16 protein-coding genes are annotated in these 17,418 nt (G+C 45.7%); 7 read left to right on the forward strand and 9 right to left on the reverse strand.

All coding sequences use genetic code 11. From position 1 onward, the window contains the following. Positions 1-50 precede the first annotated feature (50 nt). The 3 genes from R7Q48_RS00375 to R7Q48_RS00385 all read right to left on the reverse strand — a co-directional run bounded on the left by R7Q48_RS00375 (position 51) and on the right by R7Q48_RS00385 (position 2,138). A complete protein-coding gene (locus tag R7Q48_RS00375) occupies positions 51-737 on the reverse strand; it encodes a helix-turn-helix transcriptional regulator (protein ID WP_213867539.1) in 687 nt (228 codons plus the stop codon). Positions 738-784: 47 nt separating this feature from the next. Next, positions 785-1,099 (reverse strand): hypothetical protein, encoded by a 315-nt coding sequence (locus tag R7Q48_RS00380; protein ID WP_318132097.1) that lies wholly within the window; start codon positions 1,097-1,099, stop codon positions 785-787. A 115-nt stretch (positions 1,100-1,214) separates the two neighbouring features. Then, positions 1,215-2,138, reverse strand: coding sequence for a LysR family transcriptional regulator (locus R7Q48_RS00385; RefSeq protein WP_053307145.1), 924 nt, complete (start codon positions 2,136-2,138; stop codon positions 1,215-1,217). Positions 2,139-2,276: 138 nt separating this feature from the next. On the opposite strand from R7Q48_RS00385, the gene yjjG reads away from it, so the two are divergent. Next, positions 2,277-2,951, forward strand: coding sequence for a pyrimidine 5'-nucleotidase (gene yjjG / locus R7Q48_RS00390; RefSeq protein WP_005374109.1), 675 nt, complete (start codon positions 2,277-2,279; stop codon positions 2,949-2,951). A 51-nt stretch (positions 2,952-3,002) separates the two neighbouring features. Further along, positions 3,003-3,542, forward strand: a complete 540-nt coding sequence (locus R7Q48_RS00395; protein WP_318132098.1) for an NUDIX hydrolase — start codon at positions 3,003-3,005, stop codon at positions 3,540-3,542. A 79-nt stretch (positions 3,543-3,621) separates the two neighbouring features. Here the strand turns inward: R7Q48_RS00395 and R7Q48_RS00400 are convergent, their stop codons facing one another. From R7Q48_RS00400 to R7Q48_RS00415, 4 genes are all read right to left on the reverse strand, one after another. Beyond that, on the reverse strand, positions 3,622-4,056 hold the full coding sequence (locus R7Q48_RS00400; RefSeq protein ID WP_258644767.1) for a hypothetical protein: 435 nt from the start codon (positions 4,054-4,056) through the stop codon (positions 3,622-3,624). Positions 4,057-4,076: 20 nt separating this feature from the next. Next, positions 4,077-4,628, reverse strand: coding sequence for a YtfJ family protein (locus tag R7Q48_RS00405; RefSeq protein WP_005374105.1), 552 nt, complete (start codon positions 4,626-4,628; stop codon positions 4,077-4,079). Between the two features lie 79 nt (positions 4,629-4,707). Next, positions 4,708-5,427 carry a carbonic anhydrase family protein gene (locus R7Q48_RS00410; protein WP_318132099.1) on the reverse strand — a complete coding sequence of 240 codons (720 nt, stop codon included), beginning with the start codon at positions 5,425-5,427 and terminating at the stop codon, positions 4,708-4,710. Positions 5,428-5,505: 78 nt separating this feature from the next. Next, positions 5,506-6,849 (reverse strand): OmpP1/FadL family transporter, encoded by a 1,344-nt coding sequence (locus tag R7Q48_RS00415; protein WP_318132100.1) that lies wholly within the window; start codon positions 6,847-6,849, stop codon positions 5,506-5,508. Between the two features lie 771 nt (positions 6,850-7,620). Here R7Q48_RS00415 and R7Q48_RS00420 point away from each other — a divergent pair. From R7Q48_RS00420 to R7Q48_RS00430, 3 genes are read left to right on the forward strand one after another with little or no spacing between them, the layout of a single operon-like run. Then, on the forward strand, positions 7,621-8,796 hold the full coding sequence (locus tag R7Q48_RS00420; RefSeq protein WP_318132101.1) for an efflux RND transporter periplasmic adaptor subunit: 1,176 nt from the start codon (positions 7,621-7,623) through the stop codon (positions 8,794-8,796). A 1-nt stretch (position 8,797) separates the two neighbouring features. Beyond that, positions 8,798-10,762, forward strand: a complete 1,965-nt coding sequence (locus R7Q48_RS00425) for a MacB family efflux pump subunit (RefSeq protein ID WP_029846580.1) — start codon at positions 8,798-8,800, stop codon at positions 10,760-10,762. Between the two features lie 14 nt (positions 10,763-10,776). Beyond that, positions 10,777-12,153, forward strand: coding sequence for an efflux transporter outer membrane subunit (locus R7Q48_RS00430; protein ID WP_203345277.1), 1,377 nt, complete (start codon positions 10,777-10,779; stop codon positions 12,151-12,153). 96 nt (positions 12,154-12,249) lie between these two features. Here the strand turns inward: R7Q48_RS00430 and R7Q48_RS00435 are convergent, their stop codons facing one another. Continuing rightward, positions 12,250-12,792, reverse strand: a complete 543-nt coding sequence (locus R7Q48_RS00435) for a carboxymuconolactone decarboxylase family protein (protein WP_203345278.1) — start codon at positions 12,790-12,792, stop codon at positions 12,250-12,252. Positions 12,793-12,903: 111 nt separating this feature from the next. Here R7Q48_RS00435 and R7Q48_RS00440 point away from each other — a divergent pair, with 111 nt between their 5' ends. Beyond that, a complete protein-coding gene (locus R7Q48_RS00440; protein ID WP_005384344.1) occupies positions 12,904-13,506 on the forward strand; it encodes a TetR/AcrR family transcriptional regulator in 603 nt (200 codons plus the stop codon). A 151-nt stretch (positions 13,507-13,657) separates the two neighbouring features. On the opposite strand, the gene R7Q48_RS00445 is transcribed toward R7Q48_RS00440, so the two are convergent. Continuing rightward, positions 13,658-14,914 carry a type 2 secretion system lipase gene (locus R7Q48_RS00445; RefSeq protein ID WP_017819748.1) on the reverse strand — a complete coding sequence of 419 codons (1,257 nt, stop codon included), beginning with the start codon at positions 14,912-14,914 and terminating at the stop codon, positions 13,658-13,660. A gap of 466 nt (positions 14,915-15,380) precedes the next feature. Here R7Q48_RS00445 and R7Q48_RS00450 point away from each other — a divergent pair, with 466 nt between their 5' ends. Beyond that, positions 15,381-17,411, forward strand: a complete 2,031-nt coding sequence (locus R7Q48_RS00450; protein ID WP_318132102.1) for a S8 family serine peptidase — start codon at positions 15,381-15,383, stop codon at positions 17,409-17,411. The last annotated feature ends 7 nt before the right edge of the window (positions 17,412-17,418 follow it).

The following is a 17,418-nucleotide window of genomic DNA, read 5'->3' on the forward strand; positions in this document are numbered from 1 at the left end:
GCATTGAGCAGAGCAATTTAGAATCCTTGTGATGGAAGGATGAAGAACACTCAATCTTTCGATTCATACTGCGCAATATAATGTTTGAGAGATTTGGTTTCCGCACTCTGAAACTCTTCATCGTGCATACGCAGTGCTTGGATACGGTCGAGGCGGAACTGGCGGTAGCCATCGCGCAATTCGCACCAGGCGACCAGCGTCCAGACTTTGCCCCAAAAGAACTGGCCTAACGGTTGGATTTTTCTTTCGGTCACTTGTCCGCTTTCATCTTGGTAATCCAAACTGACCTTAAACTGATGATCAATCGCGTGGCGCAGAAGCTGCCCTCGTTTGGCAGTCTCGGATTGGGTGTGATAATCGGGCACAATCAGCGGACAATCTTCCACTTGTTGTTTGAGCTTATCGGGCAATACCGAAAGTATTTTGGTGGACGCAGAGTGAGACGCTTCGGCGAGTTCAACATCCGACCAGGCTCGAACCATCCGCATACCCAGTTCAAGCGCCATCATCTCTTTTTCTGAGAACATCAAAGGCGGCAGATGAGAGCCAGCTTGCAACAGGTAGCCAACACCTGCTTCACCTTGAATCGGAACACCAGAACTAAGCAACGACTGAATATCGCGATAAATCGTACGTTCGCTAACTTCCATTCTTTCTGCGAGCTCTTTCGCTGTCACGGCGTAACGCTTTGCGCGCAGAAGCGTCAGTAGCTCAAACAGTCGTTCTGATTTGCTCATGATGTTCCTTATCTAGACCTACTGGTTGTTAGTGGTAGTGTGGCTGATTACTTCTCTAGCTCACTGCACATTTTTAAGTTGTGATGTTTAAGCTCGAAGCTTTCGCAGTCAATCATTGATAACAGAGGCTGAAATTCAACGGCTTGCTTAATCTGTTTTCCCGCCTGTTTTGCATCGTCCATTGAACGCCAGTAAATGATGTCTGTCCACACACCGTCAGTCGCTTCGTGACTGAGTGAGCGATACAAAAAGCCCGGCAGATTCTTCATAAACGTTTGTGACTGTTTGGCAGCGGCGATCACGTCTTGCTCTGTTGTGCCTGCGGTTAGACGAAATTGCACAGTTTCGATAACGGTTTCCATATTGTGATTCCTTATTGGTTTTGGCGGATTGCCTGTTGAGTTCCAAATAAGGTTACGCGGATGGAATGTCAGAACGTGTCAGTAGTGAAATCTCACTCACTTATCATCAATATGGTTATTTTTCTGGGCTATTGTAACGATCCCAGTAAGGTAAATCTGTGCCGAGCTTTTCGCTGATAAAATCGATAAAGGCTCTTACTTTCAACGGCATGTGCTTGCGCTCAGGGAACACCGCATAAATGGCGTGTTCTGGTAGAGAGTACTCTTCCATCACCGGTTTTAGATTTCCTGCGGCAAAGTCTCTTCCTGCAATAAATGTTGGCAGTTGAGCAATGCCCGAACCTCTTAACAGCAACTGGCGAATGGCTTCGCTGTTATTGACGATAAAGTTTCCTTTTGGAAGTACCTTGTATTCGCTGCCGTTGTTGATGAACATCCATTCGACGCCGCCACGGAAATAGGAGTAGCGCAGGCAGTTGTGACCGACTAAATCACTTGGTTTTTGTGGTGTTCCAAACTCCGCTAAGTAATCTGGTGAGGCACAAAGCACACTTTTACAAGGGGCGAGACGTTTTGCGATTAGATTGGAAGAGGTGAGTTCACCAATACGGATCCCCAAATCAAAACCGTCTTTAACCAAATCGACCATTTTGTCTTCGAGGTTTAAATCCACTTCAATTTTCGGGTAACGAGCGAGAAACTCGCTGATCAAAGGCGCGATATGCAGCACACCGAAAGACATCGGCACGGTAATTTTGAGCCGACCTTGTGGCGAGCCTTGCAGTTCCGATACCGCGTCTACGCCTTGCTGGGCTAGGTTGAGCGCTTGAGAGGCGTACTCAAAATAGCGTTCTCCTGCTTCGGTCAGGCTCAGCTTACGTGTAGTTCGATTAAGGAGACGAATGCCCAAATCGTCTTCTAGTTGGTTGATGCGTTTGCTGATCGCCGATTTCGTCAGATTCAGCTGTTTGGCCGCAAGGGAAAAGCTGCCGCATTCGACAACAGCAACAAAAACGGGCAGGGAGGCAATCGCGTTCACATCAATCTCCTATTATCGTGAAGCATTTATTGTTGAGCACAAGGATACAATTAATTTCCAATTATAGAGATTATCTTCAAGAAGAAAACAATCTAGACTATGCACCAGTATTACGACCTTGATTTTGGGAAGAAGAAAATGAAGTACGATTGGATCCTGTTTGACGCTGACGAAACCTTATTCCACTTTGATGCTTTCAAAGGTTTACAGCTTATGTTTTCTCGCAAAGGCGTAGATTTTACTGAACAAGATTTTGCTCATTACCAAACCGTAAACAAACCGCTTTGGGTGGATTACCAAGACGGCAAAGTAACGGCAGATGAGCTAAAACATAAGCGTTTTACCGAGTGGGCTGAGAAGCTGAATACCACAACAGCAGATCTCAATAGCGCATTTTTAGAAGCAATGGCCGATATTTGCAGCTTGTTGCCAGGTGCAAAAGAGCTGATGGAAGCGCTGCAAGGCAAAGCCAAAATGGGCATCATCACCAACGGTTTTACAGAGTTGCAAGCAATTCGCCTTGAGCGCACAGGGATGACTGAGTACTTCGATAAAGTGGTGATCTCTGAACAAGTGGGCGTAGCAAAACCGGACTTAGGTATTTTTGAATACGCGATGCAGCAAATGGGCAACCCATGCAAAACGCGCGTACTGATGGTGGGTGACAACCTGCATTCCGATATTCTGGGTGGTAATAATTTTGGTATTGAAACTTGCTGGTTAAATACCACAGGCGCAAGCGTCGATGAGCGTATCGCACCAAATTACACCGTTGAGTCTTTGAGTGAACTAAAGAACATTTTGGTGGCGTAACCGAATCGGGTATTATTCCGCAGTAACCCTCAGAAAAATCAAGGAATAATCATGTCAGACATCAAACAGCTAGACAGCAAAGTCGTTTACCAGAATAAGTGGATGACGGTGCGTGAGGACAAAATTTTACGTCCGAGCGGCGTAGAGGGCATCTATGGTGTGGTCGACAAACCTGATTGTGCTGCGATTCTGGCTATCGATAACGGGATGATTCACTTGGTTCAGCAGTACCGTTACACCGTAGGTCAACGTTGTTGGGAGATCCCACAAGGGGCGTGGGAATCAAACCCAGATGCGGATCATCTTGAGCTTGCCAAAGGCGAGCTGCGTGAAGAAACGGGCATGCAGGCGAGCGCTATGGCGTATGTCGGCGCGCAGTTTATCGCATACGGCTTTTTGAATCAGACATGTCACGTCTACTTCGCCAGTGATTTAACGGACGTGGGCAATCAACTCGACAGTGAAGAAGAGGATTTGATCACTCGCGCTTTTTCTGTTGAGGAGTTCGAACAGATGATGATCGACGGCACAATCAAAGATTGTGTCACCATCGCCGCTTATGGTTTGGCGAAGCTGAAGAAATTCATTTAGTTATCCATGACGATTTTTTAATGAAAACAGCGGCCTAGTGCCGCTGTTTTTAGTTTGGGTGAGTTCGTTGAGCCATCGCTTACTCGTCGATTTTCTTACCTAAGATTTCCACTTGCGCTTTTTTGGTCACCCCCGCGACTTGCAGCGCTGTGCTGCCAACCGATTCATAGTTCAACTCGATCTTGTCTAATTTCGCGTTATCTTTTGTTGGTAGGCTTAAACTTCTTGATGACATGCCTTTAGTCAGAACACCTAAACTGTCGAACGTCTTTTCCTGACCATCTTTCATGATTACTTTAACGCTTTTCAGATCGACCGTACCTTGCGTACATTTGATTTTGATGTGGCTAAAACGAGCGTTAGCAAATGGGGACAGTGGATTGACTGTGTCGGTTTCCGATTTAAAACTGACGGTTTTATCTGCAATCTTGTCCCAATCGTTGTCTCCAGCAACCGATTGGAAAGAGGCCGCAGCCGCTAAAAGACAGAGTGCGAGGGTGTTGAACAGTTTCATAGCTTTTCCTTACCTTAGGTTTAGATATTCTGTTTAATCAGTTCGATGACGTGTGTGACTTCGTCTTGAGTTAAAGCCCCTTCTTTCACGAATAAAATTTCGCCTTGTTTATTTTGTACGATAATCGCAGAACTTTCTTGCTGTAGATCCCAAGTTGTTGCTAATACGCCATTTTTGTCTAACACCATGGAAGACCAAGAGAATGTCTTTTTGCTGTCCTCTGCCGACGATTTAACAAATGTACCGGTTCCCCAAATGGCGTCTTCTTGGTTGATCACGGTTGTGGTCTGATACTGATCTTCAGGAAAGTGAGCGGCAGTGATTGCTGACATCAGCGGCGCGTTCATCTCTTTGGCTTTACTACGACCTGCAATGGCTTGTATCACACGGACTTTGCCTAACATCTGCTGAGTTGCCCAAGGTTGATAAGCCACATCGTCTCCTTGCAGCGTCATTTCGCCATAGGTATCAATGCTGACGGAAGGGGTGGTTTGACCGACAGAAAGGTTATGAGAGAAGGCGAGTGTCGGGGCGAGTGCGAGTAAGAGTGACAGAACAGATGGAGTTTTCATTGGGGGTTCCTGTAACTAAGTGAGGTTAGAGCGAATCAAAATAAGGGGCAAATACGATGCCCCTTATCGGATGTGGCGTTTAGTTAGAAAGTACAACGCGCGCATTTAGCGGTTGCAGCGGACGATTGTTTTGTCCCATGACTTCCATCAGTTTCGCGGCTTGATCTTTGGATAAGGTTTGAGTGTCTTTAAGCACAAACCATCGCACACCTTCTGAACATGGTGGTGTGGTTAAAGAGCCGTTAAATCGATAGTAGTTTGCAGCTTTTGGCAGTAAGTCGTTAATCTCAATAGTATCTTTAAAGAAAGTGGTTTGATTCTCTTGTGGGATTGCGTTGATCAGTTTAGACAGCGCTGCGTTTTGATCGCCAGCATCAAACATCACCGAAATTACCGCCAACTCGCCGTCTGCGTTGGCGTGTACAAAGTGAGCTTCAAGTGGATATTGGCGGCCTTTGATTTGGTTTTCTGAAGGTGTGTGGAAATGGAACTGTTGCAGCTCGAACGTCTCGCCATCGATGGTGAAGCTGTTACGTCCGTTCACTTGCGCTTGCAGCGTATGACCATTGTTGGTTAAACCAATGACCTGACCAGTGTACGAAAGGTTCAGTGCTTCCAGTTTTGCGTCGGCTGGGTTGTCGATGTTGATTGGGCTTTGGTTTTTCGTGGTTGCGCAGTCTTTGGCGATTTCTCCCCAGTGTTCTGGCCCGTGTTTGTCATTGCCATAGCCCCATTCCGAAGCCTGAGCCGCGCCTAGAGTGAGAAGTGAGAGTGAAAAAGCAAGTAGTGTTTTGTTCATAATAATGTCTCTGTTCGGTCGCCTTGATAAGCGTTGTTACAAGGCAATGACCTAGAGGTCTGATCACTGCCTGACAAATTAGAAACGGTGGCTGAGCTGGGTACCAATTAGGAACGCATTTGAATGGGTAACGCCCGTCACCATCGGTGCAGGAACACCTTCATACGCGTACTCTTCTACGTTGACATCTTCACCAAGCAAGTACGTCATGCCGATGTCAACCGTGGTATCTGATGACCATTGGTAAGAGGCACCCGCAGATAACCAGTGACGGTTCGAATCTGGGATAGAAAGCGAAGTCAGCTCATCGACAGGTGTTTTGTCGAACATGTAACCCGTGCGAAGTGTCCAACGTTCATTGGCGTACCAAGTCGCACCGATGGAGTAGTGCGCGGAGTCTTGCCACTGAAAATCTTTTAGCAACTGATCATCAGCTTTCAAGCTGTCAAATGCTGACCAACCAATCCACTGCACAGAATAGTGCAGGGCAAATTTAGGTAAGACGCGGTGATAACCGGAAAACTCCGCAATATCCGGTAGCGGCATAGCAAGCGAGTCGTACGATTCGCCAGCAAAGTGGATGTCACCCTTGGCATCAATGTTAGGGCTGTGCTTGTAGCTTAAACCTAAGCGATGACGTTCGTTAAACTCGTACATCATGCCAATGTTCGCGCCCAGCCCAATGCCGCCAGCCTCCACATCAAGTGCGTTGCCTTTTACGGATCCACAGCGTTGTTCTAGTTCGTTTCCAAGTATGTTCTCACCAACGCAAACACCCACGTCCATATCGCGGTACAGCTCACCAGAGCCGTAAATCACATCAATACCACCACCGATACTAAAACGATCGTTCACCTTGTATGCCAAGCTTGCGCCAAGGTTGACACTCGCTACGCTGGTGACACCGCCAAAAACAGGTGCGCCATAGTTTGGTTTAAACTCCATGTCGGTTCCGAAGTTGGAATATGCCGATAAGCCTAGATACCAGTCGTCGTTGATAGGGTGAATAAAGTAAAAATTGGGTACAACGGCTGGTTGACCAACGCCATCGACGTCATCAATGTCGGTCACGGTTTGAGAGAAGGACGGGGTAATGTCAACTTGAGGGGACGGAGGAAAACCGCCCATACCAACATTGACATCTGCATTAATATTAGCTCGATGATATTGCGCATTTTTAACGGTAACGTCAGGTTTGACGTAAGTGACACCGAACGATAAGGCATTTTGTTTAAACAGCGTCATCGCTGCGGCGTTGCGGCTGACTACAGACGCATTATCACCAATGACGGCATCACCAGCAAAAGCACGACCAAGACCCGTCGCAGAATGTTCGTTAATTTGAAAACCACCGGCATACGCCGTCGAGGAGGCTAACCCGATTAATAAATAAATCGGTGAAAGAGTTAATTGTCGCTGCATGTTTTTCTCATGAATTAATTAGAAGTTGTATTGCAACGAAAATTAGTAAAATAAACAAATCTGACCAGTGCATTTAAGAGTAAAACTAACAGTGTGCTGACAATAAGTAAATTTAACTTAATAAATATTTATTATTGAATTTATTAATGCTTCATGGCGTGAATATAGTAATTATTTTACGTGTAAATTAAATCCTGAACCTCTATTTTTATTTTTGCGGTATTACTTCTCTATTTTTATTGTACTGACTGTTCCCTAACAAATAGAGGGAAATCCAGCGATAAAGTGTCCGTGATGGAAACTCTGAGTCATTTGTATTTCCATTGCATCCCAACGTTGGTAGTTCGAATCAGCAAGAGAACTATCGTTTAAACCCACATGACACACTCCTCTCGGTCTTACCTGTGTTATGTGGGTATTTTTTATTTAACTTGCCACTTAACTCCTCTTGAAATTCAATAATTAAAAATGGCCATAATGAAATTTTAATGGATTGCATATTGAATAAGTTAAGATTTTTACTGGTTTGTTGGTATTTAAAAGTTTTGTTTATAATACTTATAACTTGAATTTCTATATTAAAAATGGTCTTTGCTATACGTATTGAATAATAAAGTTTTGAAGTGACTATAATATCTCTGATTTTTCACGTTAGTGAAGTTATTCATTCAGTTTCTTGACGTTAATTTACCTATCTTTACGTCTCGTACCCTGTACGGCTAAGACAAATAGCAGTATAAAATCAAAACGATTATTTACTTCACTCCTGCTATGAAACTCAATAAAAAATGGCTCGTTTTGTGTGGCCTACTTGCTATTGGTGCTGGTGGTTATCATTATCTGCAACGTCCAGAACCCATTTCTCCTTACGCGACAGAAGTCGTTCGCAAAGGCAATATCGAAAAGGCGGTATTAGCTAACGGCATGTTGCAAGCGTCCAAATTGGTGAATGTAGGTGCGCAAGTATCTGGGCAAATTCAACGCCTCGCTGTGAACTTAGGGGATGAGATAAAACAGGGGGACTTGATTGCACAGATTGACAGCCTGACTCAGCAAAATAGCCTCAAAGAAGCCCAAGCGTCTCTTAATAGTCTCAACGCTCAGTACCAGGCTAAGCAAGCGCAGATTAAACAAGCAAACTATGAATACGTGCGCCAAAAAGGCATGTTGGCAGCGAAAGCGAGCTCACGAGCTGATTACGAGAATGCCGAAGCGACGCTCGCCATCTACAAAGCCGAGTTAGCGCAACTGGATGCTGAAATCGAGAAAGCCAAAATCAACGTCGACAATGCGCAGTTAGATCTCGGTTACACCACCATCAACGCACCGATGGATGGCACGGTGGTCTACACCGCGGTGGAAGAAGGACAAACCGTAAACGCCAATCAAACCACGCCAACTATTATCGAGTTAGCTAAGTTAGTTACGATGACGGTGAAAGCCGAAATTTCGGAAGCCGATGTGATTTTTGTTCACCCAGGCCAAACGGCGCTGTTCACCATTTTAGGCAAACCGAATCAGCAGTTTAAAGGTACATTGCGCGCCATTGAGCCGGGGCCAACCATCATGGATGGCGATGACAGCGATTTGAGCATTTCAGATAGCGACGCCATTTACTACAACGCTGTATTTGATGTGAAGAACCCGCAAGGTATTTTGCGCATCGGCATGACTGCGCAAGTTTCGATTGTCCTTGAGCAATCGGAAAATACCTTGATTGTCCCTTCACAAGTGCTGCAAAAATCTGGCGGCAAAGGCAACTATACCGTGCCAGTGCTTGAACAGGGCCAAGTGGTGCAAAAGCCCGTGACAGTGGGTATTAACAACAAAGTGAACGCAGAAATTCTCTCAGGTTTGAAGGAGGGCGACCAAGTTGTTCTTGGCAATGCTATGGATGGAGAATCATCAAGCCGAGGTGATCGTCGTCGACCTCCAATGAGGTTCTAAGATGAGTGACGTGCTTTTAAAAGTTGAGGATTTAACTCGACGTTTTGTCTCTGGCGACGAGTCGCTTACTGTGTTGAACCACATTAATTTAGAGATAAAACGCGGTGAAATGGTCGCGATCGTGGGTGCATCGGGCTCAGGTAAATCGACGCTGATGAATGTGCTCGGCTGCTTGGATAAACCGTCCAGCGGTCGATACTTCATTAATGGGCAAGATGTCTCGACGTTGGAATCCGACCAATTGGCGGAACTGCGCCGCGAGTATTTTGGCTTTATATTCCAGCGTTACCATCTGCTGGGGGATTTAACCGCGGTGGCAAATGTGGAAGTACCTGCGGTTTATGCGGGAGTTCCTCATCGTCAAAGAGCGGAGCGAGCGCAGTCACTGTTGGCTCGCTTGGGGCTGGAAGATCGTTTGACTCACAAGCCCAGCCAACTGAGTGGTGGCCAGCAACAGCGCGTGAGTGTTGCTCGTGCACTGATGAACGGTGGTGAGGTGATTCTCGCCGATGAGCCCACTGGCGCATTAGACAGTCACAGTGGGCAAGAGATGATGGCACTGCTTAAAGAATTGCATCAACTTGGGCATACGATCATCTTAGTGACTCATGATATGAACGTGGCGAACTTTGCGGATCGCATCATTGAAATCAAAGATGGTGAAATCATTGCAGATACGCCAAATGCACAAGTTGTAATCAATGAGCAAGCAGCAAAGACACCGAGCGCGTCTTTTCATCGCCCAGCGCAAGCCGCCAGTAAGTGGTGGAAGTGGGACAGTTTTATTGACGCGCTAAAAATGGCGCTGCTGGCGATGTCTAGCCACAGAATGCGCACGTTTTTGACCATGCTCGGCATCATTATTGGTATAGCCTCGGTGGTTTCCGTGGTGGCACTAGGTAATGGTTCACAACAGCAAATTTTGTCGAATATTTCATCCATGGGAACAAACACCATTGATGTCAGGCCGGGCAAAGGGTTTGGTGACCGCCGCTCCGGACGAGTGAAAACGCTAACCGCCGACGATGCTAAATCGTTGGAGAGTCTACCTTTTGTCGACAGTGTCACGCCGTCTTTATCCAACAGCTTAACCGTGCGTTACGCCAATCAGGATGCAACCGCGTCTGTGGAAGGGGTTGGGGAAGATTATTTCCGTGTGCGCGGTTATGAGATTGCCAAAGGTCAGTTTTGGGATGAAGAGAGCGTGAACTCACTCGCCCAAGAAGCAGTGATTGATGACAACACCAGAAAGGAAATGTTTGCGGATAGAAATCCGATTGGTGAAGTGATTTTTCTTGGTTCATTGCCAGTGCGTATTGTGGGTGTCACGCAGAAAAAAGAAGACGCGTTTGGTAACAGCGACGCGCTGAAAATTTGGGTGCCATACACCACCATGTCGGGACGCATGATGGGACAACGCTACCTCAACGGCATTACTGTACGGATTGATGAGAACGCCCCAAGTGCGGCGGTAGAGCAGAGCATCATCAACTTGTTAAAAATGCGCCACGGTACAGAAGATTTCTTCACGATTAACACTGACACCATTCGTCAGAGCATCGAGAAAACCACCGCAACCATGACGTTACTGATCTCAGCGATTGCGGTGATCTCCCTAATTGTCGGCGGAATTGGCGTAATGAACATTATGTTGGTGTCGGTGACAGAGCGCACGAAAGAGATCGGTGTGCGAATGGCTGTGGGTGCGCGGCAAGCGGATATTTTGCGTCAGTTTTTGATTGAAGCGGTACTGGTGTGTTTGTGTGGTGGCATTGCTGGTATTGGCTTGGCGTTTTTGATTGGTTTTGCATTCAGTACATCTGGCAGCAGCTTCCAAATGATTTACTCAATGAACTCGATCATCTGGGCGTTTATTTGCTCAACGTTGATTGGCATCGCTTTCGGCTTTTTACCCGCTCGCAATGCCGCCAAACTCGATCCGATAGAAGCGCTAGCGAGAGACTAAAAATGAGTAACACAATGAAATTCAAAACTCGATTGGTCGCGGCTGCCTTAAGCGCAGTGTGGTTGTCAGGTTGTGGTTCGCTTATGCGTAGCGACTATCAAGCTCCTGAGGTGCAAGTGCCTGCAAATTGGCAACAGATGCATGTTGCGGGTGATGTCAGTATGGATCCTTGGTGGTTGGCGTTTAACGACCCAACGCTTAATCAATACATTACTCAGGTGTTGGCTCAAAACAACGATTTGACGCTGGCAACGCTAACGCTAAAGAAAGCGCGTTTACAGCTGGGTTTAGCGCAAGATGACCTTTTCCCTACGTTGAGTTCTTCCACATCAGGACAAGTTCAAAAATCTCTTGATGGCGGGGAATCGGCAGATAGCTACAGCACTAACTTGTCCGTCAATTACGAGTTGGATTTGTGGGGAAAAATCTCGGCGGACGTTGACCAAGCCAAGTGGGCGGCGATGGCAAGTCAACAAGATCGCGAGGCGACCGCACAAAGTTTGGTCGCAACGACGGCATCGTTATATTGGCAAATCGGTTATTTGAAACAGCGCTTAAACCTCAGTCAGCGTAATGTGGCAGACGCAGCTCAAACGCTACAATTGATTGAAAAACAGTACCAACTTGGCGCTGTGGATCAGTTAGATGTACTTGAAGCCAAACGTACGTTGGCAAGCTTACAAGCACAGCAAAGTGAATTTGAACAGAGTTTACTTGAGGCAAACAACGCCTTTGCGATTTTGTTCAATCAACCGCCGAAGAGCATCAGTGCAACCATCCAAATGCTGCCTGAAGGCGATATGCCATCGTTGAGTGTTGGTGCTCCGTCTGATTTATTGATCCGCAGACCCGACATTAAAGCAGCGATTTATGAAGTCAAAGCGGCGTTAGCAAATAAAGACGCAGCAGATTTGGACTACTTGCCCAAGCTGACGCTCACTGGGGCTTTGGGGGGATCGTCACAAGCGCTCAAAGACCTGCTTTCCAACCCGATCGGCAGTTTAGGTGCGGATATGACGCTACCGTTTTTGCAGTGGAATGAGATGAAAAACAGCCAAGCCATTGCCGATGTAGACTATCAATCGGCCATTGTGAGCTATCGCCAAGTGTTGTACGCCGCATTCCAAGATGTCGAAAATGCCTTGTCAGCACGCGAAAAATTGAAGTATCAGGCGGCGCGTTTACAAGAGCAATATGATGCCGCAAGTGCTGCTGAGTCCATTTATGCTGCGCGGTATCAGTATGGCTCGACATCGATCATGGACTATTTGAATGCACAAGAAGATACCAGAAACGCGCAAGCTTCTTTGTTGGCAAACCGCTACAACCAGTTTCTCACTCAGGTTACGCTTTACCAGTCTTTAGGAGGAACCGACGTTGCGCCGTTGTAATTAGGGATCAGCGCACACTAGCGAAGCGTCATGCAACAAAGCCTTTTTTGAAGGTATTACTGGTCCCATCAATGGGACCAGTAATAAAAGCTTAAGTTACTTGGCGAACTTCTTGAAAGGTGCATCAACCGGGGTGTCAGCTAGGTGATTGGTGTAGTTACTCATCACTTTTTGCGCTAGACCAAGTACAATTTCAAGCAGTTGCTGCTGTCCGTAACCTGCCGCAAAGAATTTCTCTATCTGAGACTCTTCCACTACACCACGTTGACGCACCATTTGAAGCGTTGTTTCTCGTAGTGTTTCAAGTTTTTCGTCTGCCAATGGTGTTTGGTTGACGAGAGCATCAACAATCTCCTGATCCACTTTCATTGACGCCGCGATCGCACTATGAGCAGGAACGCAGTAGTGACAACCATGTTCAACGTTGATGGTTTGCCATACGACGGTCAATTCTTCTGCGTTAAATGATGTTTGTTGAAAGAGCTCATGCACAACTTGATAACCCTCAAGCAAGGTTGGCGCTTCAGCCATAATAGCATGAAGATTTGGTAGCATGCCAAACGCTTTGACTGAATTTTCAATCAGATGCTTTGATCCTTCGGGTGCGTTTTCTGCGGTATACAGTTTAAATTCTGCCATGTTTAAATCTCCTGTAATTGGATATGAGCGAATTAGGCAAGAACAGGATAGTTGATTTTGAGCGGTCGCTCAATATAAAATTGAGCATATGTTCAAAATTGATAATTGCTCATGGCGAATACAAAGAAATTCCAACGTGATGAAGTGGTGAAAGCCGCCTCGGATCTATTCTGGAAGAAAGGTTTTCATGCAACATCTACACGTGATTTGCAAGATAGCGTTAATCTGCGTCCTGGAAGTATCTATGCGACGTTTGGGTCAAAAGAGGGGCTATATTGTGAAGCGCTAAAAATGTACGTTGCGAACTTACAAGCCCTGTTTGAGTTGCATTTAGCTCAGAACACAACGGTTCTAGATGCAATAGAAGCTTTCGCGATTGATGTGGTTATCAATCAGCGAGACTCCAATCCCAGTGAAGTGTGCATGTTAGTCAAATCAGCAAGTGAATTTGCTGAGGATTTTAATGCGCTACGCAATCAAACAAACAGCTTAGCAAACCAATTTGAATCTTTTCTTGCAAAGCTGTTTGAGCGAGCAATCGAGAATGGCGAAATTGAAGCCCAGGATACATTGCTTCTTGCTCAGTTGTTCCAGGTTCAGTTTACGGGTATACGAGCCTACTCATACCGCAGTGATGATGAAACCTTAAAGACGTTGATCTCTATTATGGTGAACAGCTTCCGCGGTAACGTACCAAAACAGAACGCTGAATGAGACTGCTCAAAGTCAACGTCTCTAAATCAACGGCTTGAAGTAAGCGAGCTCAAATAAACCCGTTATCGGGGGTCGATATCGATAAAAAATGACCACGAAGCATCGTGGTCATTTTTATGCAGATTAACTTGCAATGAACAACAACGGCTTATTAAAAGCGAAACTCTTCTAAGTTATTGCTGCTTTCTAACATTTTTTCAGCCACATAACGATGCGTTGCTGTGGTTGGGTGAGTCACATCCCAGAACACGAACTTATCTGCGCCAGATGCTGCACATTCAGAACGTAATGAGTGAGTGTACATGTAGTCAACAGAGGATGAACGGTTGATGTCTAAGCAAGGGTCGCTTGCATTTACGAAACCGTGTTCTTCTGGTGCCGAGGTTAACTTCTCAAACAGTGCGTGTGTATCAAACAATGCGATGTTGTAGCCTTGGGCTTTGTAGTACATCGCTTGTGCTTTGATGAACTCGTTCATCTTCAATACTTTCGCACGAATCGTTTCAATTTCTTCCTGTGTTGAGTATTTGAACTGTGGTGCTTTGGTTGCATCTGGCAGTGTCATCAACATGAAGTTCTTCGCGCCAGCGTCTGTTAAACGAATCAGAGCTTCAGCGTAATCCGCTTTTACTTCCGGCACGCTACGGTTGTAGTTCATGAAATCATTTAAACCAAACTCTAACGTAAACAATGTGTTAGCAGGGTTGTAGTTCTTCGCCAGCTTTGTGTAGGTTAAGTAAGAAGAAACTTGTTCGCCGACACCAGTTAGCGCGATGTATTGGTTTTCACCTGCTGCGCCACCAACTGCCCAGTTGTATAGCGGTAAGTTTTTGGCTTTAGCAACGTATTCTGTCCAAACAAAACCGTTTGAGAAGTGACCCAAGAACCAGCTATTCGGGTTAGGGAAGCGCCATTGGGATGCGTTAAAGATGTTGCCTGTATCAGACAAGCTATCGCCTAAAGCCACTACCTTGTTGATTTGATCTGGTTGCATTGCAGCATCATTGCTCCAGATCGTGTGGTTATAAGAATAACGATTGTCGGCAGCAAAAAAGGTAATGTCTGCGTTCTCGTTCGCTAGATCTAGTGTTTCCTCACAACGCTGGCGAATTACGTTTTGTGAGGTATTGGTGTAGAACATGTTTTTAAATGAAACAGAGCTCCACCAATAACCATCGATAGTGAAGTCACTACCATCTTGGTTTTTTGCCCATTTCCAATCGGTAGCCGCATCGTCCTTAGAGTGGCTCGTACGATACCAGCATCGAACGTACGTATAAGTTTGATTTTCTTGCGCGCTAACCACTTCAGCCGCAGAAACCATTGCTGGTGATAAAGTTGGCTCCTCTGCAATGGCGGAGGCAAGCGGAAGTAATGCAGTTAATAGTGTGATTGTTTTTTTCATCATTCACTCTTCTTGTAATGGTTATTGTTCCGAATGCGTGAATACGCTCGGCTATAACAGTATTTAGATGAGAATTTTTCTCACTAAACCTTCTAATTCTGAGTAAATGCTCAAGACAGTCAACAACTAAATATTCAATATTTCAGTTTTGGCACCACGGTCAAAAAATCCATTCAGCATAGCAATCGATTAAATGGGTGATATTTAGAATAATTACTCACTAACATTAATTTAACATTCACTTTTTGTTAATTAAGTAATTGCTTTATAAGGTTTTGTCGATGATTTTTAATGTTAACTTAAAGTGTTTATTGAATGATCTTTTGTACAAATTTGTATATTCATGAAACAAATTGTTTGGCATTTTTGCTCTGTAAACTATAGCTGAAGCTCTCATGTAAACATCATGATGATGACTTTTCATGAGAATATAGTGAATAAAAATTAGCTCAAATAAGGAATAGGGCAAATGCACTACACAACAAGTAAAAAACAAGGCTTATTTTCGTTGTCTGCCGTAGCAATAGCACTGACCACTTCGATGTCAGCGTTTGCGGCTCCACCAATGGGATTTGATGAATCTAAGTTACCGACGAAGTACATCGTCAAATTCAAAGAAGATGCAGTCAGCCGTTCTTCAATGGGGGGTAACTCATTCTGGGGGCCACGAATCGCGCAGGAGTCTGTTCTAGAACAGGTGAAGGCACGTAAGGTGGAAAAACTGGGCAATCGCGCCATTTACAGCGTTGAATTGGATGGCGATGACTTAGAGCCGCTTCGCAACCGTAGTGATGTGGAATACGTGGAAGTCGATCCACCTCGCTATTTGCTCAGCGAAACGACCCCATGGGGATATGAAGCGGTTAATGCTCAACTGCTAGCTGACTTCAATGCGGGTAATCGCACTGTATGTATTATCGATTCAGGGTACGACATTTCGCACAACGACCTAAGCGGTAACCGCGTTGCTGGTACTAACGATAGTGGTACGGGATCATGGAGTGATCCGGGTAACAACAATGCCCACGGTACTCACGTCGCGGGTACGATTGCTGCGATTGCCAACACCGAAGGTGTAAAGGGTGTGATGCCAAACCAGAATGTTAATTTGCACATCGTGAAAGTATTTAACGAATCGGGTTGGGGTTACTCATCTGGGCTTGTTAAAGCAATCCAAACCTGTGCCGATAATGGTGCTAACGTTGTGAACATGAGCCTTGGTGGTAGTCAATCAAGCCGAACTGAGCAAAATGCACTGCAAAATATTTACGATCAAGGCGTTCTATTGATCGCCGCTGCGGGTAATGATGGCAATACAGCGCACAGCTATCCAGCTTCTTATGACTCAGTGATGTCTGTTGCGGCTGTTGATAATCAAAATGATCATGCAGCGTTCTCACAATCTACTAATCAAGTTGAGATCTCAGGCCCGGGTGTGGCGATCTTATCAACGGTTACGGTAGGTGAAGGTAAACTTTCTGATATTGCCTTGAATGGTGTAAGTCAGTTTGATCGTGGGATTGTTCCTCACAATCGTTTGATCAATAACGGTTCTTCGTATGTTCCGGATCCAATCGCTGGTTCAGTAACGGCAACGCTAGATAGCTGTGATGTATCTGGCGGTAATGTTAACTGTGGTGATATGTCGGGCAAAATTTGTTTGACTGAGCGTATTGGCAACCAGTCTTCAGGAAACTATCCTGAAGTGGATGCGGTTCAGGCTTGTTACAATGCGGGTGCGCGAGCTGCAATCGTATACAGCAACTCTGAACTACCTGGTTTACAAAACCCATTCTTGGTAGACACAAACAACGCTTATCGTATGGTTTCGGTAACGGTTGATCGTGCATTTGGTCAAGAGCTGTTGGGGTATGTTGGTCAGGAAATTACTGTTGCAACAACCTCTGGTGAAGATTACGAATACTACAATGGTACATCAATGGCGACACCGCACGTAACGGGCGTAGCTGGCTTGGTGTGGAGTTACCACCCAACCTGTACAGCAGCGCAAGTGCGTAATGCCCTAGTGAAAACTGCAACAGATATTGATGTTGCTGGTCGAGACAACCGTACTGGCCACGGCCTAGTTAATGCTGAAGCGGCGAAGCTGTTCTTGGACGCTGGCTGTAATGGACCTGATGGTGGTAGCTCTTCGGATTCTAGCTTCTCAAATACCAGCCCTGTTGCGATTCCAGATAATAAATCTTCTGGCGCAATCAGTGCAGTAGAAGTCGATCGCTCTGGTGATTCAGGCACAGTAAGTATTGACGTTGATATTAGCCACACTTACATCGGTGATCTACGAGTGACTTTAACGTCACCGACTGGTGGAGAAGTTGTACTTCACAATAATACTGGCGGCAGCGCTAACGATATAAAAAACACGTTCCAAGCGGATTTTTCTGGTTTTGAATCGCAAGGCACATGGGAACTTAAAGCGGTGGACAATGCCAGAAGAGACACAGGCACCATCAACAGTTGGACTCTGACCTTTCAATAAGGAGTGA

The sequence above is a fragment of the Vibrio sp. 378 genome (assembly GCF_033339435.1).

Coding starts and splice junctions, on each gene's coding strand:
- R7Q48_RS00430 (WP_203345277.1), top strand. CDS start 10,777: ATGAAATTCAAAACTCGATTGGTCGCGGCTGCCTTAAGCGCAGTGTGG.
- R7Q48_RS00380 (WP_318132097.1), bottom strand. CDS start 1,099: ATGGAAACCGTTATCGAAACTGTGCAATTTCGTCTAACCGCAGGCACA.
- R7Q48_RS00440 (WP_005384344.1), top strand. CDS start 12,904: ATGGCGAATACAAAGAAATTCCAACGTGATGAAGTGGTGAAAGCCGCC.
- R7Q48_RS00450 (WP_318132102.1), top strand. CDS start 15,381: ATGCACTACACAACAAGTAAAAAACAAGGCTTATTTTCGTTGTCTGCC.
- R7Q48_RS00410 (WP_318132099.1), bottom strand. CDS start 5,427: ATGAACAAAACACTACTTGCTTTTTCACTCTCACTTCTCACTCTAGGC.
- R7Q48_RS00435 (WP_203345278.1), bottom strand. CDS start 12,792: ATGGCAGAATTTAAACTGTATACCGCAGAAAACGCACCCGAAGGATCA.
- R7Q48_RS00395 (WP_318132098.1), top strand. CDS start 3,003: ATGTCAGACATCAAACAGCTAGACAGCAAAGTCGTTTACCAGAATAAG.
- R7Q48_RS00415 (WP_318132100.1), bottom strand. CDS start 6,849: ATGCAGCGACAATTAACTCTTTCACCGATTTATTTATTAATCGGGTTA.
- R7Q48_RS00400 (WP_258644767.1), bottom strand. CDS start 4,056: ATGAAACTGTTCAACACCCTCGCACTCTGTCTTTTAGCGGCTGCGGCC.
- R7Q48_RS00405 (WP_005374105.1), bottom strand. CDS start 4,628: ATGAAAACTCCATCTGTTCTGTCACTCTTACTCGCACTCGCCCCGACA.
- R7Q48_RS00375 (WP_213867539.1), bottom strand. CDS start 737: ATGAGCAAATCAGAACGACTGTTTGAGCTACTGACGCTTCTGCGCGCA.
- R7Q48_RS00420 (WP_318132101.1), top strand. CDS start 7,621: ATGAAACTCAATAAAAAATGGCTCGTTTTGTGTGGCCTACTTGCTATT.
- R7Q48_RS00425 (WP_029846580.1), top strand. CDS start 8,798: ATGAGTGACGTGCTTTTAAAAGTTGAGGATTTAACTCGACGTTTTGTC.
- yjjG (WP_005374109.1), top strand. CDS start 2,277: ATGAAGTACGATTGGATCCTGTTTGACGCTGACGAAACCTTATTCCAC.
- R7Q48_RS00445 (WP_017819748.1), bottom strand. CDS start 14,914: ATGATGAAAAAAACAATCACACTATTAACTGCATTACTTCCGCTTGCC.